Annotated in this window: 13 protein-coding genes and 1 riboswitch; of the genes, 8 read left to right on the top strand and 5 right to left on the bottom strand. The window is 53.0% G+C overall.

Features of this window, described 5'->3' with window-relative positions:
• Nucleotides 1–100 precede the first annotated feature (100 nt).
• The 5 genes from FHT67_RS02950 (at nucleotide 101) to udk (ending at nucleotide 6,324) form a co-directional block, all read left to right on the top strand.
• Nucleotides 101–1,579 carry an aspartate aminotransferase family protein gene (locus FHT67_RS02950; RefSeq protein ID WP_167195497.1) on the top strand — a complete coding sequence of 493 codons (1,479 nt, stop codon included), beginning with the start codon at nucleotides 101–103 and terminating at the stop codon, nucleotides 1,577–1,579.
• A gap of 5 nt (nucleotides 1,580–1,584) precedes the next feature.
• Nucleotides 1,585–2,769 (top strand): class II aldolase/adducin family protein, encoded by a 1,185-nt coding sequence (locus FHT67_RS02945; RefSeq protein WP_167195494.1) that lies wholly within the window; start codon nucleotides 1,585–1,587, stop codon nucleotides 2,767–2,769.
• A gap of 87 nt (nucleotides 2,770–2,856) precedes the next feature.
• Nucleotides 2,857–4,014: an MFS transporter gene (locus FHT67_RS02940; protein ID WP_132303775.1), complete on the top strand. Its 1,158-nt coding sequence runs from the start codon at nucleotides 2,857–2,859 to the stop codon at nucleotides 4,012–4,014.
• Nucleotides 4,015–4,036: 22 nt separating this feature from the next.
• The gene (locus FHT67_RS02935; protein ID WP_132303773.1) at nucleotides 4,037–5,662 is read left to right on the top strand and encodes a xylulokinase; all 1,626 of its coding nucleotides are present in this window, start codon (nucleotides 4,037–4,039) and stop codon (nucleotides 5,660–5,662) included.
• A gap of 53 nt (nucleotides 5,663–5,715) precedes the next feature.
• Nucleotides 5,716–6,324: a uridine kinase gene (gene udk, locus FHT67_RS02930; RefSeq protein ID WP_132303771.1), complete on the top strand. Its 609-nt coding sequence runs from the start codon at nucleotides 5,716–5,718 to the stop codon at nucleotides 6,322–6,324.
• A gap of 69 nt (nucleotides 6,325–6,393) precedes the next feature.
• Here the strand turns inward: udk and FHT67_RS02925 are convergent, their stop codons facing one another.
• Nucleotides 6,394–7,743, bottom strand: coding sequence for an MFS transporter (locus FHT67_RS02925; protein WP_347880071.1), 1,350 nt, complete (start codon nucleotides 7,741–7,743; stop codon nucleotides 6,394–6,396).
• 202 nt (nucleotides 7,744–7,945) lie between these two features.
• Here FHT67_RS02925 and FHT67_RS02920 point away from each other — a divergent pair, with 202 nt between their 5' ends.
• Nucleotides 7,946–8,593 (top strand): helix-turn-helix domain-containing protein, encoded by a 648-nt coding sequence (locus FHT67_RS02920; protein ID WP_167195488.1) that lies wholly within the window; start codon nucleotides 7,946–7,948, stop codon nucleotides 8,591–8,593.
• 46 nt (nucleotides 8,594–8,639) lie between these two features.
• Here the strand turns inward: FHT67_RS02920 and FHT67_RS02915 are convergent, their stop codons facing one another.
• Entirely contained in the window at nucleotides 8,640–9,626 is a 987-nt protein-coding gene (locus FHT67_RS02915) for a helix-turn-helix domain-containing protein (protein ID WP_347880070.1), read from the bottom strand.
• A 4-nt stretch (nucleotides 9,627–9,630) separates the two neighbouring features.
• Nucleotides 9,631–10,623 (bottom strand): Gfo/Idh/MocA family protein, encoded by a 993-nt coding sequence (locus tag FHT67_RS02910; protein WP_167195485.1) that lies wholly within the window; start codon nucleotides 10,621–10,623, stop codon nucleotides 9,631–9,633.
• Nucleotides 10,624–10,855: 232 nt separating this feature from the next.
• Here FHT67_RS02910 and FHT67_RS02905 point away from each other — a divergent pair, with 232 nt between their 5' ends.
• A complete protein-coding gene (locus FHT67_RS02905; protein ID WP_167195483.1) occupies nucleotides 10,856–11,956 on the top strand; it encodes a Gfo/Idh/MocA family protein in 1,101 nt (366 codons plus the stop codon).
• A gap of 44 nt (nucleotides 11,957–12,000) precedes the next feature.
• On the opposite strand, the gene FHT67_RS02900 is transcribed toward FHT67_RS02905, so the two are convergent.
• Both FHT67_RS02900 and FHT67_RS02895 read right to left on the bottom strand, forming a co-directional pair.
• On the bottom strand, nucleotides 12,001–12,852 hold the full coding sequence (locus tag FHT67_RS02900) for an RNA polymerase sigma-70 factor (RefSeq protein WP_167195481.1): 852 nt from the start codon (nucleotides 12,850–12,852) through the stop codon (nucleotides 12,001–12,003).
• 11 nt (nucleotides 12,853–12,863) lie between these two features.
• Entirely contained in the window at nucleotides 12,864–14,051 is a 1,188-nt protein-coding gene (locus FHT67_RS02895; protein ID WP_132303759.1) for an NAD(P)/FAD-dependent oxidoreductase, read from the bottom strand.
• A gap of 166 nt (nucleotides 14,052–14,217) precedes the next feature.
• On the opposite strand from FHT67_RS02895, the gene gpmA reads away from it, so the two are divergent.
• Complete coding sequence (gene gpmA, locus FHT67_RS02890) at nucleotides 14,218–14,964, top strand: 2,3-diphosphoglycerate-dependent phosphoglycerate mutase (protein WP_132303757.1); 747 nt, start codon at nucleotides 14,218–14,220, stop codon at nucleotides 14,962–14,964.
• Nucleotides 14,965–15,071: 107 nt separating this feature from the next.
• Nucleotides 15,072–15,169, top strand: a riboswitch (purine riboswitch).
• The last annotated feature ends 6 nt before the right edge of the window (nucleotides 15,170–15,175 follow it).

Below are 15,175 nucleotides of genomic sequence, written 5' to 3'. Positions count from 1 at the left end.
AGATATTACCTAAACTGGTTCCTTCTTTCGAACCGTTTATATATACTTGAATTATCATTTCTCTGCCCTTTGCACGACCATTATCCGTAGGAGGGTACATATGGAGAGGACCTTTTCGATTTCCCGCTATCCCGATGTAAAGGCCGTGACGAGCCAGCTTGACCGGCTCATCGAGCAGCCGGTTTATTCGATCAGACCGGATGCTTTGAAGAAGTACGAAGAGGAATATTTTGAAGCGAAATGCGCGAAATCGAAAGAGATGATCGACGTAGCCAAGGAGATTATCCCAGGCGGCGTCCAGCATAACCTGGCCTTTAACCATCCGTTCCCCCTCGTATTTACGAAAGCCGAAGGCGCTTACCTCTATGACGCCGACGGCAACCGCTATTATGATTTCCTGCAGGCCGGCGGCCCGACGGTGCTCGGAAGCAACCCGCCCGAAGTACGCCGGAAGGTCATCGAGCTGCTGAACGACTGCGGTCCCTCAACCGGACTTTTCCACGAATACGAATATAAACTAGGCAAAAAAATCGCCGACAGCATCGACTCCGTCGAGATGTTCCGCATGCTGGGCTCCGGCACGGAAGCCTGCATGGCGGCGATCCGCGTGGCAAGACTGGCAACGAAGAAAAAAAAGATTATCAAGATGGGCGGCGCTTATCATGGCTGGAGCGACCAGCTTGCCTACGGCATCCGCATCCCCGGCTCCAAATGGACGCAAGCGCATGGCGTTCCGCGTTATATCTTCAAGCATACCCAGGAGTTTTTCCCGAACGATCTGGAGGATCTGGAGCGAAAGCTCCGCTTCAATCAGCTGCGCGGCGGCACGGCAGCCGTCTTGATCGAGCCGGTTGGACCGGAAAGCGGCACGAGGCCGGTTGATCGCGAGTTTAATAAAGGCGTGGAGCAGCTCTGCCGCAAATACGGCGCCCTTCTTATTTTCGACGAGGTGGTTACCGCCTTCCGAATCGGAATGTCCGGCGCTCAGGGCTATTACGGGGTTTCCCCGGATCTGACGGTCTTCGGCAAGGTCGTTGCCGGCGGTTATCCGGGTGCGGGCGGTCTTGGCGGCAAGAAGGAATACATGAAATATTTGTCCGCGGGCATCGAAGCCGGAAGCAAGCATAAGAAGGCGCTTATCGGCGGTACGATGGCTGCGAATCCGCTCAGCTGCGTTGCCGGCTATTATACGCTATGCGAGATTGAACGGACGAATGCGATCCCGAGATCCGGCCGGATGGCCGACCGGCTCACCGAGGGACTTCAGGCATTAATCGGCAAATACAAGCTGCCTTTTGTCGCTTTTAACCAAGGGTCGATCTGCCACCTGGAGACGGTAGGCACGATGCATTTTGCCATCAACTGGTCGAAGCCTTGGCAAATTCCGAAGGTATTGTCGGAGACGTCCAGACGAAAAAGAGAAATGGAGCATATGGGCGCTGCCTACATGGCCGAAGGTATCGTAACTCTGGCAGGCAGCCGGCTGTACACCAGCGGGGCTTATACGGAAGAAATGATCGACGACGTTCTTGTCCGCTTTGACCATATTTTCGGCCATGTAGCCTTATTGGAGGGATAAGAAGGATGCCCGAGACAGCTGTCGAGGAAGCCAAGCAGCGTGTTATCGAAGCCGGAATCAGGCTGATGGAAACCGGTCTGATTGCCCGCACCTGGGGGAATGTAAGCCACCGCGTCGAAGGCGGCAGGTTTGTCATTACGCCTAGCGGCAGGGGTTACCGCTCGCTTACGCCGGATGATATCGTTACCGTTCAAATATCGGACTGCAGCTATAGCGGCCCGACCAAGCCTTCGTCCGAGAAGGGCGTGCATGCCGAGGTCTACAAACGTTTTCCCAATGCCCATTTCGTAATCCATACGCATCAGGAGTATGCATCCGTCATCAGCGCCTGCAATGTGGATGCCGTTCCGATAGAGGAAGGCATGCTGGCGGGCCGGGTATTATGCGGGGCTTACGCGCTCCCGAGCACCAGGAAGCTGCAGCGCAATGTTGCTAAAGCGCTTACGCGCACCTCCAACAAAGCTATTATCATGAAAAATCACGGAGCGATCTGTTACGGAGCCAACCATACGGAAGCATTCGAAGCCGCCTTGGAGCTGGATCAGGCTTGCCGCCAGTATATCGACGATACGTATAAAAGCTTGGCCGGCGAGCATGAAGCAGATGCGGCGGCATTAAGCCGGTTTGCCCTTGGACTGGGTTATTCTTCTCCGGCGCCTGTATCCCGGATGCTGTATCACAGCAGAAGAACGAAGGATGGGTTTCTGCTGTTTAACGATTCCGGCTCCGAGCTCCTTGTCCGGAATGGCGAGCTGAATGCCGCCCTGCCGGAGGAGGCTAGCGTCTATCAGCAGATTTACCGTAAGCATAAGCAGATTAACCATATTCACTGGAGCGGCATTCCGGAGGTTGCGCTTTTCTCCCAAACCGGGCAGCCGCTGAAGCCGCTGCTTGACGACTTCGCCCAGCTGATCGGCACCTCGGCAAGGAATACGGCACTTTCCCCTTCGGAGGTATCCGCGGCTCTCAAAAGCTCTTCAGCCGTGCTGATCCGCGGAATGGGCGCTTTATGCTGCGGCGTGAACTCTGATGAAGCTCTTGCGGTAAGGATGGTTCTAGAGAAAAATAGCAAGGCCCATATCGGAGCCAAGCTGCTGGGCCAAGTCAAGCCTATTCATTACCTGGAAAGCCTGTTGATGCGATTTGTGTATTTGAAAAAGTATTCCAAGCAGGCCGCAGTGACCTCCTAGCCGAAAGGTGGAATTGTTATTAAAAGAATCTTCCTCACGAAATGGATCATTCTTTTATCGATTGTCCCGGTTATCGTATCGACCGAAATGATGTGGCTCTCCCTAGCGCCGATCTCAAGCTTGGCGGAAGATTATTACGGCGTGGGCAGCATGTCCGTCACGTTATGCTCCATGAGCTTTATGATCATGTTTATTTTATTCTCTATGCCTGCCTCTTGGGTTATCGACAAATGGGGATACAAAGCTTCTCTTCTGATCGGCGCTGGTCTGACTGCCGTATTTAGCTTGCTGCGAGCCTTGTATGCGGACGATTTTACGCTAGTCCTGATCTTCCAGTTCATTCTGGCGATCGGGCAGCCCTTTCTGCTTAATATCGCTACAAAGGTAGCCTCGGACTGGTTCCCGCTGCAGGAGAGATCCACGGCAGCTGGCATTCTGACGCTAGCCCAATATATCGGGTTTATCATTCCGATGGCGCTTGCTCCCGCTATCGCGGAAGCTTCCGGCATCCCCGGCCTGTTTATGTGGTTTGCGGCGTTTGCCGTTGCAGCCGCAGGTCTTGCAGCTGGGTTTGCTTTCGTGAAACCTCCCGCTTCCCTGTCCAACGCCGCCCCCCGACAAGAGGTCTTACGCTTCCAATCGATTGGTCTTCTTATCGAGAACAAAAGCTATTTCCTTATCCTGCTCGTCAGCTTTATCTGCATCGGCATTTTCAATACGATTCTTACCCTGCTGGAAACGATCCTTTCTCCCCGGGGATTCACATCCGAGGAAGCCGGACTTGTTGGCGCCGTCTTTATCGTCGCCGGAATAATTGGCGCGGTTGCTCTGCCGATCCTGTCCGATAAATACCGGACTCGGGCACCTTTTTTTATTGCCGCCATCACGCTGCTCATTCCCGCCTACCTGGGGCTGACCTTTGCGGAGCAGTTCATTCCGGTGACCGTTATTGCCGGGCTTGCGGGCTTCACCATTATGGGCGTCGCCCCCATCTTGTTCCAGCACGGCTCGGAGCTTGCGTATCCCGTGCGGGAAGGCACTTCCCTTGGCATGATTTTGCTGATGGGGCAGGTTTCCGGCATTGCTTTCGTTTATTTGTTTGAAGTTCTGAATGAAGCGCTGGACTCTATCGTATGGCCGATGCTGCTGTTTGTCGTGCTGACGGCCGTTTTGCTTCCCGTCACGCTCCGCATTCCGGAATCGGCCTGCCAGTCCGCGGATGAAGATACCCATCAGTCGATGTAAAAGGTAAAGGCGGGTGCAGCCAATGAGTGCTTACGTGCTCACTTACGATGTAGGAACCTCCGGCGTCAAAACATGTCTTTACCATCTGTCCCCCTCCTTATCGCTTGTGGCCAGCGCACTGCATGGCTATGAGCTTACGATTCTGGAGAATGGCGGCGCGGAGCAGGATCCGGCGGACTGGTGGCAGGCGATGCGGGCAACAACAAGCCAGGTACTTAAGGATAGCGGCATCCCTGCTTCGCATATCAGCGGCATCTCTTTTTGCGCCCAAATGCAAGGTCTTGTGCTTGTTGACGAACAAGGCGCGCCGGTCAGAAAAGCCATGAGCTACATGGATACCCGGGCTTCCGAGGAGCACCGCAGGGGAATTAGGCACGGCCTTCAATTTGCCGGCGCCAATGTATTCAAGCTGCTTAAGTCGCTGGCGATCACCCGCGCCGTTCCGGCCAGCGTCAAGGATCCCGTCTGGAAATACCGATGGGTGCGGCGGCATGAGCCCGAGGCGTTCAGCCGCGTTCACAAGTGGCTGGATGTCAAAGAATATCTGCTCTTCAAATGCACGGGCGAATTTGTAATGACCGAGGATACCGCTTATGCGACGCTGTTGTACGACGCGGGAAATAACCGGTTCAGCAAGGAAATGTGCCGGATGTTTGGCGTTCGGACCGAGCATTTTCCGAAGGTGATTTCGTCCACGGCAATGGCCGGATTATTAACGGCCGAGGCGGCCGCGGAGCTCGGGCTTAAGGAGGACACGCCCGTATTTGGCGGAGGAGGCGATGCCTCTCTTATAGGCGTGGGAGCCGGTGCGGTTGCGGAAGGCGATACGCATATTTACCTGGGTACATCCGGTTGGGTATCGACGGTTGTGAACCGGCAGATTATCGATGCCGGCAGCATGATCGCTTCCATCGTAGGAGCAAGGCCGAAGCATTATCATTATTTCTGCGAGCTGGAGACGGCGGGCAAATGCCTGGAATGGGTCAAAAACCATCTGGCCCTGGATGAAATCGGCATTTATTTGGAGAAAAAACAAGTGTCCGAATCGCAAGAAACGATGTACAGAAGCCTATACGATTACATGATGCATGCGATCAAAGACGTGCCCGCCGGCAGCAACGGCGTTATCTTTACCCCTTGGCTGCATGGCAACCGCTGTCCGTTTGAAGACGCGCACGCGCGGGGATTGTTTTTCAACATCAGCATCGAAACGGGGAAAACCGAGCTGATCCATGCCGTGCTGGAAGGCATCTGTTACCATCTTAGATGGCAGCTCGAAGCGCAAGACCGGAAGATTAAGACTTCCCAGGCGATCCGTTTTGTCGGAGGAGGCGCGCTTGCCCCGCTCACCTGCCAGATCCTTGCCGATATTCTGGGACGAACGATTGAAACGGTTGACAGTCCGCAAAATGCGGGCGCTGTCGGGGCAGCCATTACGGCGGCTGTCGGACTTGGCATCGTTCCGAATCTGGACGCTGCCAGATCTTTTGTGCAGGTACGCGCCTCCTATACGCCCAATCCCCGGAATAAAGCCGTCTATGATACGTACTTCGGTGTATTCAAATCCTTGTACAGACGAAATAAAAAAGCATTCGGCATCCTAAATAATCTCAAAAGCAATGCAGATGTTTTTCAGGCCCCGCTATGATACAATACTTGAATTGACGGGCTTTACACATTTAGGGGGCTTTAAGGACAACTATGCTTATTATTGGAATTGCTGGCGGCACCGGCTCGGGAAAAACCTCGGTGGCCCGCTCTGTTATTGAACGGCTTGGCGAAGATAAAGTAACCTTTATCTCGCAAGATAACTATTACAAGGATCATCCTCATCTGAGCTTTGCCGAGCGCGAAGGTCTCAATTATGATCATCCGCTTGTTTTTGACAACGAGCTCTTAATCGTGCATTTAAATCAGTTGAAATCCGGGCAGGCGGCCGAAGCGCCGATCTACGATTTTGCCAACCACTCCCGGTTTAAGGATAAGACGGTAGCGCTCAAACCTTGCAAGATCATCGTTATAGAAGGGCTTCATGTGCTGTCCGACGAAAATTTGCGTGCGATGCTTGATATCAAGGTGTTTGTGGACACCGATCCGGATGTCCGCATCCTCCGCCGCGTGCTGCGGGATATTGAAGAGCGCGGCCGCTCCATTCAATCGATTCACGATCAATATTTGAAGACGGTTAAACCGATGCACGAAGCCTTTATCGAGCCGTCCAAAAAATACGCCGACATCATTATTCCCGAAGGCGGGCAGAACGAAGTGGGCATTCAGATGCTGTCCATCCTTATGGAAAAATATTTCTAAACAGACGAAAATGAAAGGGCTGTCCCGCTTGGGGACAGCCCTTTCGTTTATCTTTTCCGGTAAAGCTTGTTAAACAAGCTTATGAGCTTGGATTTTTTTCCGGTAAGACGAGTAATACCAGCCTAACATCGCAATCGCTAGGATGGGACATAGGAACAGCAGCTGATAGACATGGTTGTAGGCATGCTCCAGCGTGATGCCGCTCATCTTATGGAGCAGAAGTCCGCAAATCGCCACCGACAAAGAGCCTCCGAAGAACTGAATGAGCTGCATCATCCCCATGCCGGAGCCAATCAAATGCCTTGGCAAAATACTGGAGGTCTGGTTATTAAGCGAAGCCAGCGTTGCCGAGAATGCCGGCGAGAAGAGCAAATACCCGCACATGATAACAAACGGCGAGCTGCCAAGAGCCGTCATAAACAAAGCCAGCACGGCGGTCAAGACAGCCGTTCCGATAAACAGGAACCGGACATTGCCGTACCGGTCGAGCCAGCGTCCGACAAACGGCGTTAACGCCGCCGATAAAATCGCTCCCGGAGCAATCAGGAATCCAATCAGCATCTCCGATTTATGGAACAGGTTCGCCAGGACAAGCGGCATCAGGAACAGGTTGCCGAGGTTAATGATAAGCAAGCAGAAGCCTACCACAAGCAGCCGGATATAGCCGGGCTGGCGGAATACCTCCGGATTCACAAAGGTTCCGATGCCCTTCGCTTTCCGGATATGGAGCACGTGAATCACAATCGTAATCACGCTGATCAGAAGCCAAATGACGGACTGCTGCGTTACCGCAATGAGCAAGGAAGTCGCATTGATAACGGTCAAGGCAGCCCCCCAATAATCAAAGCTGGCCGGCTGCGGATTTTCCTTCGGCAGCAGCTTCAACAAGACCGGCAAAATAGCCAGCACTAAGCAAGTAACTACAAACAAACCGTTCCAGCCAAAATATTCGCTGATGACGCCTCCTACAATCGGCCCAAGACCAAACGCCATTGCGCTGCCGGCCGCGATCATCGAGATCGCGCGGCCTCTTCGTTCAACCGGGATATAGCGGCTTGCTAGTACAAGCCCCAGTCCGGCCATCGTACCCGCTCCTGCCGATTGCAGAATCCGAGCCGTCAGCAGAAGCGCGAAATTGTGGGCAAAGATTCCGAGCACCGAAGAAAGACCCAATATAAGCAGCCCAATCGCTACCAGCCTGCGTATGGGAGCGATATCCGATAAGCGGCTGTAAATCACCGTTGATAGGGCATAACCGATCGAATAGCTGGATACAATCCATGAGCCGAGATCCGAAGTAATTCCGAGATCGTTGATAATACTTGGTACCGAGACGTTAAACATGGTCGTATTCATGACCACGACAAACAAGCCCAGCATCCACACGGGCATTACAATTCTGTCATTCAAGTTGTCCACCTTGTTTCCTTACAAAGTTACTTTACTTTGTTCAGTATAACACAAAAAAGACGAAGCATGGTTTCACCCCTGTTACAGAAAACCGATTAACGTTAAAACGCTATAAAGCCAAAACATTCGGCATAGCTATTTTAGTATTTGCACTTTATAGTAAAGAAGATAATGTAATCGATTCCACAAGCGATGAGGAGGCCTGCTAATTATGCCAAAGCTGTTCATTGCAGAAGAGGAAGATCTCATTCCCAACAAATCGGCTGGACAAAGGAATGAATGGCCGTTTGAAGAAATGAAGCACTTGTTTGACCATCTTGCGACTTGCCTTTCAGGAGCGATAAAAGAAGTGAAAAATTTGGAACAGCAGTACCTGAACATCATCGCCGGCGATACCTTCGGCACATCGAAGCCAAATGTACATCAGCTGTATTATTCTTATAAGGAAGCGTTAAAGGCTTTGGAGCAGCAATTTAATCAAGGCTCAGAGTTGTACCGCAAGCTGAGCCTGAATCCGGGGCGAACGCCAAAACGGAAGGTTCAGCAAGCCTTGGAAGTCATCGAGTCCTCCTATGCGGACCACGGGATGACTTTGGCCGGCGTTGCCAAGGCTTTGTTTGTCTCCAGCACCTATCTATCCACGTTGTTCAAACAGGAGCTTGGAATTAATTTCCTTGATTATGTTCATCAATTCCGGATCGAGAAAGCCAAAGCGCTGCTTCAGACCGGCGATATGAAAATCCATTCCGTTGCCAAGGAAGTCGGTTATTACGACGAAGCTCATTTTACGAAGACGTTCAAGAAATGGACCGGAATGCTGCCGTCTCAGTACAAGAAGGAAATGGCCGTCAGTGGATAAGAAAGAGCAGCAAGGGCAAGCCAATGCCCGCTTGCCCTTGCTGCTCTTATGCGTTTAATTGATGGCGCTGGCGATAAGCGAGCGGCGTCATCCCCATCTTCTTCTTGAACACCTGGAATAGGTAGTTCGTATTCGTGAAGCCATGATTGACCGCAATGGATTCCACCGTGTTCGAGGTCTCGATCAGCTCTTCGCAAATGCGCTGCAGCCGGAAATCCTCCAAGTAGCTGCTGAAGGAGCTGACCCCGTACCGGTGAAAGACACGCTGCAGCTGTCTTGTGCTGATCTGGATCCGGTCCGCAACCTCCTGAAGGGTTAGCGGTCTCGCGTAATTATCGTAAATATATTGCTGCGCCATCTCGAAGCGATGCGCTTGAATATCCCGCGAAGGAAGCATCTGCTGACCATCCCGGTCCACGGTTGCTTTTGCGGCGCGCAGCAGGATTTGAATCAAAGACTGGCGGATCGTCGTATAGGCTCCAAGCTCTCCGGATCGCCAAGCCATGTAAGCCTGGAGGAAGCATGTCATGGCATCATGCTGATCCATAAACGGTCGAAGCGGAAAATCGGCCAGTGCCTGCATGCAGGCTTCCGACTCTTTATTTTCCCACTCCGAGCCCCATCCTTCCTGATCCTCTCCGTCCGGAAGACGCGTAATATCCACATGCAGGCACAGCTCTTCCATGCCGGATCGGTTATCCGCCGTTTGCTGGTGCACAACGCCGGGACCCGTCAAATAAAACATGCCGCTGTTCAGCTTGTAAATATGGTCAATCAAGGTGACCGTTCCTTTGCCGCGCGGCACGAAGTGGAATTCAAACTCCGAATGCTTGTGGAACTTGATCAGCTGTCCCGGCTTAAAGGTGGTCAGATGCCATTTAAGCACCCGGATTCCGTAACGTCCCCATCTGAAATGCAGATCAAGCCTTTCAAGCGCATCCATCTTTTCTTTCATAATGGCATAAGGATACGGTCTTGCGCTTACCTTGCTGTCGGACTCCATAATCTGGTCCCGATCATCCATGCCAGTCATTGTATTAGCGGATTTCTTCAATACGTACAGCCCGCTTCTCGGCAACCGAGCGGTTGGACGCTTCCATCAGCGCCGTCAGATCCTGCGCCATGCGGATATTCTCTGCTGCAACCGTATTATTTTGAATATGGTCAGCCCATTGCTCGAACGCCTTATTGCGGCCGCTGGCCTTATCCGCTTCCGTCCACTGCGATTCACCGTTCTTGTTGCTGCGGACGAGAACGCGGTCCTCCGGCGTACCGTAGAGCAGCGAGCCTTCCGTGCCGTGAATCTCGATCGTGAATGGCGAATGGGCATTCACGAAGCCCGCTTCCACGATACCGATAGCGCCGCCGGCCGTCGTAAGAATGGATACCGCGTTATCCTCCACGTCTTTGCCGGTTACGTAACCGTACGAAGCTTGAACCTGAACCGGCATTTCGCCAAGGAACAGTCTAGTCAAATACATCGGATGGCAGCCCAGGTCGATCAGTGCGCCGCCGCCGCATTGCTCCAGGTTGTAGAAATGCTCCGGAAGCCAGTTTGCGGTTGCTCCGTTATGGGACAAGCGCACGCGCGTCAAGGTAACTTGGCCCAGAATGCCGGATTCCAGCACGTTCTGAATGGAAGACGTATACCAATCGTTTAGTCTTGGCAGCGATACGGTCAGCTTAACGCCTGCTTCTTCCACTGCCGCCAGAATCTCGTTAACTTCCTTCGTTGAAAGCGCCAACACTTTTTCCGTGAAGATATGCTTGCCGGCTTGCGCGGCTTTCACCATAACCTCGCGGTGAATATTGGAAGGCGCGTCCACGATCACTCCGTCAATATCCTCGCGTGCAAGAAGCTCATCCAGATTAGAGAAGAAAGGAACGCCCAACTTGGCAGCCGCTTCTTCGCCTCTAGCCGGGATTTCGTCCCATACCGCTACGATTTCCGTATCCGGATGCGCTTGCGCCTCTCTCGTGTAATCCCATGCGTGAACATGCCAATAGCTTAACATTGCGACTCTAATCATATAACTTCCACTCCTCAGACCGATTATTTGGAATAACTACATATTTGCGACTTATTTCTAAGGTAGCACACCATTTAGCAAAGTAAAACTAGAACATAAAGACATTCTGACTATAATTATACGACACAGACAAGAACTTTTTCAAAGCCTTATTGACTCTAAATATCGGTCAAACCTATAGTAAGGGCATAAACAACTTTTTTATCTAAATCCATTTAAACGGAGGCTGGACATGAGTAAATTACTGAAGGTTGGCATCATCGGCTGCGGCGGTATCGCGAATGGCAAGCATCTTCCTGCGCTGAGCAAGAACAAGAAGGTTGAAATCGTTGCCTTTTGCGACGTCGTTGTAGAACGCGCGGAAGAAGCATCCCAAAAATACGGCGCCGAAGGCTCGAAAGTATACGCGGATTACCGCGAGCTGATTGCCGATCCGTCGATCGATGTCGTGCATGTATTAACGCCTAATGACTCGCACTCCTTTATTACGATAGATTCCCTTGAAGCCGGCAAGCATGTAATGTGCGAGAAGCCAATGGCTAAAACAGCCGCGGAAGCAAGAGCCATGCTGGATGCCGCGAAACGCACGGGCAAAAAGCTGACGATCGGTTACAACAACCGTTTCCGTCCGGACAGCCAAGTGCTGAAAAAGATTTGCGAGCAAGGCGAGCTGGGCGAAATTTACTACGCGCGCGCTCATGCGATCCGTCGCCGCGCGGTTCCGACTTGGGGCGTATTCCTCGACGAAGAGAAACAAGGCGGCGGCCCTCTTATCGATATCGGTACTCACGCGCTTGACCTGACGCTGTGGATGATGGACAACTACAAGCCGGTTTCCGTAACGGGCTCCGTATTTCATAAGCTTGGCTCGAAGGAAAATGCCGCTAACGCTTGGGGACCTTGGGATCCAGCGAAATTTACGGTAGAAGATTCCGCCGTAGGCTTTATCAAGATGGAGAACGGCGCAACAATCACGCTTGAAGCAAGCTGGGCGCTGAACACGCTTGATATCGACGAAGCAAAATGCACGCTTTGCGGTACCGAAGGCGGCGCGGACATGAAGAACGGCCTTCGCATCAACGGCGAAGAGAACAGCCGCTTGTTCGTTAAGGAAATCGACCTTTCCGCCGGCGGCGTAGCGTTCTATGACGGCGCTTCGGAGCGCGATATCGACGTGGAATGCGCGGCTTGGATCAATGCGATCCTGAACGACACGGATCTGGTCGTAAAAGCGGAGCAAGCTCTTGTCGTAACCGAAATTTTGGAAGCGATTTACGAATCCGCACGCACTGGCGAGACGGTATACCTCAATCGCGAAAAAGTAGCGAAATAAATAAAAAACGGTTGTGCCTGGTTAACCAAGCACAACCGTTTTTTTTATACTTTGTGCAGCTTATCCGGGTTGCGGACGATAAACAGCCGGTGAAGCAAGCCTTCGCGCTGCTCAAGAAATACGACCGAATCGACGATTCCTTCCTGCCGGAATACGAAGGCCGGTTCCCCGTTTAACAGCCGCTGCTCTACCGTCATCAGGCTTGTAAACTGGGATTTGCGGAAAATGCCCAGCAGGAACTGCGCCACGCGCTCCCTTGTTTCGATTGGCCGGACAGCGGCCGAAGCTTTGCCTCCTCCGTCGGATACAAGCACGGCATCCTCAGCCAGCATGGACAGCACGGTGTCAACCTCGCCTTCCGTTAAGGCCGCTACAAACCGGTTTATCCACGCCTGCTCGATTGTACCGCCAGACTGCAGCTCTTCTTCCGTTATTCCCATCTTTGCTCTGGCGCGGCTCATCAGCTTGCGGCAGTTTTGCTCGCTTTTTCCCGTTAATTCGGCAATGGCGGGATAATCGAACCCAAGCGCTTCCCGCAGAACAAAGACGGCCCGTTCCGAAGGCGACAGCCTTTCGAGCAGCGCCAGCATGGCGTAGGACAGCAGGTCATGCCGGACCACTTCCTCCAAACCGCCGTCGTCATACGGTGCTATCGGCTCCGGCAGCCACGGACCGACATATTGCTCCCGGCGTATCCTTGCCGAACGAAGATGGTCCAGGCAGCGGTTCGTTATCATTTTGCATAGATACGCTTTGGGCTCGTGCAGCGTATCCGGATTCCTATTCTGCACCTTGAGGAATACGTCCTGAACCGCATCCTCCGCATCGGCGGCCGAGCCGGTTAACTGATAAGCCAGGCTGAACAACAAGCCTTTATAACGTTCATACAGCTCCATTTGACGTCTCCTTATGATTTCAGCATACTCGCGTAATCCCAGACGAAGCGTTTGATTTTGTAGGATAAACTTCCCGAAATGATTATATCAAGCCCCCATTTGCGCGTCCATGTGATTCCCCGTCCCGGACCAAGTCCAATCGTAAAGCCTTCCATTACCTGCTTATGGCGGGGAGCCTCGCTGCCGTTCCGGTCCGCCGCGATGATTTTGCCTAATCGCTGTGCCTGCGGAATGGCCTCTTTGCAGGTCATTCCCGCGGCTTCGCCGCTATCCGGGTCCACGATAAACGCGCAGTCCCCAATGGCATACACGCCCCGGGCTTCCTTCACGCGGTAGCATTCGTCCACGATAAGCCTTCCGTCCTTCGTTACCGGGAGCCCAAAGCCGCGGACGGCGGGATTCGGAACAAGACCCAGCGTCCATACCGTAAGGCCCACCGGCAGAGCTTCGCCATCCGAGAGCATTAGACAGCCATTCTCCTCGCGTACCGCTTTGCATAGGTGATGCACGGATACGCCGCATTTCGCCAGCTCATCCTCCAGCTTGCGGCTTGCCTTCATTGATCCTTCCCGAAACAAACGGTCCTGGGCATTTAGCAGATGGACCCGGATTTCTTCGGGGTTAAGTCCCTGCCTCGCTGCTTCTTCTCTCATGGCGTACGCTAACTCCGATGCCGTCTCCATGCCGGTTATTCCCGCCCCGGCCACGGCTGCCGTGAGCAGGCGACGCCGCTCCTCCGCGCTGCTCTCCGCTCTTGCGGCCTGCATATTGCGGCTCCACGTATCCCTGATTCGTACTGCCGACTCCATTCCCGTCAGGGCAATGCCGCCTAGTCCCGTTTCCGTCTCGCGGGCAACGCTGCCAACCGAAACAACCAGCGTGTCATAAGCAAGCCGAACGAGCTGACCTTCCGCATTCTCGTATTCGAGCACTTTAGCAGCCGCATCTATATGCTTGGCTTTTCCTTGCACGTGCTCGGCCGTTTCCGGCAAAATCTGCCGCCAAGGCACCGTAATCGGATCTGCCCCTACCGCCGGCTTGAACAAGAGCACCTTGCGCAGATGATAAGGATTCGGATCCAATAAGAGAAGGCGAAGCTTCCGTCCTTCCGCATGACCGCCATACTGCTTCCACACCGCTTTGACCGCATGGATTCCCGCATACCCGCCGCCAACGACAACAACCGTCCATTCCTTCATCGATGATCTCTCCTCTTTTTCGCTTTTACCAATAGAACGGGGAGAGATCTTTATTTGTGACACCAGGCATTAACAAGCTGACCCTATTTTTACCCCGGTTGGCTTGTTTTTTTGCTCGATTGGAAACATTATAGAGATAAGCAAACAATGGAAAGGAGGCCGCCTCTTGAAAAAAATAGTTCTGATTCGCCATGGGCAAAGCGTATGGAATGTCGAGAACCGGTTCACGGGCTGGACCGATGTAGACCTGTCGACGCAAGGTCTGGATGAAGCCCGTGAAGCCGGAGAAATCTTGAAAAAACACGGCTACGTGTTCGACATCGCCTATACCTCCGTTTTGAAACGCGCCATCCGAACCTTATGGATCATCCTGCAAGAGATGGATCTCTTATGGATTCCGGAGCACAAGAGCTGGATGCTGAACGAACGGCATTACGGCGCCCTGCAGGGGCTGAACAAGGCGGAAACGGCCGCCATATACGGAGAGGAGCAGGTGCATCTGTGGCGCAGATCGGTGGATGTCCGTCCTCCTGCACTCGACTCAACGGATCCGCGGTACGTAGCTGCAGACCCTCGCTACAGCGGACTCAAGGATGGCGAATTCCCGTTAACGGAGAACCTGGAGGACACGGAGGCGAGGGTTCTGAACTATTGGAATGCCGAAATCGCTCCCGCCATCTCCTCCGGAAGCCAGGTGATTATAGCCGCCCACGGGAACACGCTGCGGGCACTTGTCAAATATTTGGACCAAATTCCGCCGGACGGCATTGCGGATCTGAATATCCCGACCGGCATTCCGCTTGTGTATGAGCTGGATGACGAACTGAAGCCGGTCCGTCATTACTATCTAGGCTGGGAAGGCCCGTATCCGAACGGCCAGATTCCGACGCATATAGCGCCTGTGACAAGATGAGCCGGCTTCGCCGCCTTAGGCTGCGGAACGCTTTTCAATCCGCAGAATTCCAGGCCAGATTTATTGGAATTCAAATCTAACCGTTGCATTCCCGTTGCCCATCTTCTACAATAGAATCCAACATTGCGTATAACCCCGGCAATACGGGCCGGGGGTTTCTACCGGGAACCGTAAACTCCCGATTACCAGCATGCTTCTTCAGCATCGGCGG

This window comes from Paenibacillus sp. BK720 (assembly GCF_011761545.1).
In the GTDB taxonomy this organism is placed as follows: Bacteria; Bacillota; Bacilli; order Paenibacillales; family Paenibacillaceae; genus Pristimantibacillus.
The sequence above is the reverse complement of the archived record's forward strand: the minus strand, read 5'-3'. Positions and strand labels throughout refer to the sequence as shown.

Excerpts from the sequence above, each read along its gene's own strand:
- FHT67_RS02950 (WP_167195497.1), top strand. The coding sequence starts at position 101 with ATGGAGAGGACCTTTTCGATTTCCCGCTATCCCGATGTAAAGGCCGTG.
- FHT67_RS02945 (WP_167195494.1), top strand. The coding sequence starts at position 1,585 with ATGCCCGAGACAGCTGTCGAGGAAGCCAAGCAGCGTGTTATCGAAGCC.
- FHT67_RS02940 (WP_132303775.1), top strand. The coding sequence starts at position 2,857 with ATGATGTGGCTCTCCCTAGCGCCGATCTCAAGCTTGGCGGAAGATTAT.
- FHT67_RS02935 (WP_132303773.1), top strand. The coding sequence starts at position 4,037 with ATGAGTGCTTACGTGCTCACTTACGATGTAGGAACCTCCGGCGTCAAA.
- udk (WP_132303771.1), top strand. The coding sequence starts at position 5,716 with ATGCTTATTATTGGAATTGCTGGCGGCACCGGCTCGGGAAAAACCTCG.
- FHT67_RS02920 (WP_167195488.1), top strand. The coding sequence starts at position 7,946 with ATGCCAAAGCTGTTCATTGCAGAAGAGGAAGATCTCATTCCCAACAAA.
- FHT67_RS02915 (WP_347880070.1), bottom strand. The coding sequence starts at position 9,626 with ATGACTGGCATGGATGATCGGGACCAGATTATGGAGTCCGACAGCAAG.
- FHT67_RS02910 (WP_167195485.1), bottom strand. The coding sequence starts at position 10,623 with ATGATTAGAGTCGCAATGTTAAGCTATTGGCATGTTCACGCATGGGAT.
- FHT67_RS02905 (WP_167195483.1), top strand. The coding sequence starts at position 10,856 with ATGAGTAAATTACTGAAGGTTGGCATCATCGGCTGCGGCGGTATCGCG.
- FHT67_RS02900 (WP_167195481.1), bottom strand. The coding sequence starts at position 12,852 with ATGGAGCTGTATGAACGTTATAAAGGCTTGTTGTTCAGCCTGGCTTAT.
- FHT67_RS02895 (WP_132303759.1), bottom strand. The coding sequence starts at position 14,051 with ATGAAGGAATGGACGGTTGTTGTCGTTGGCGGCGGGTATGCGGGAATC.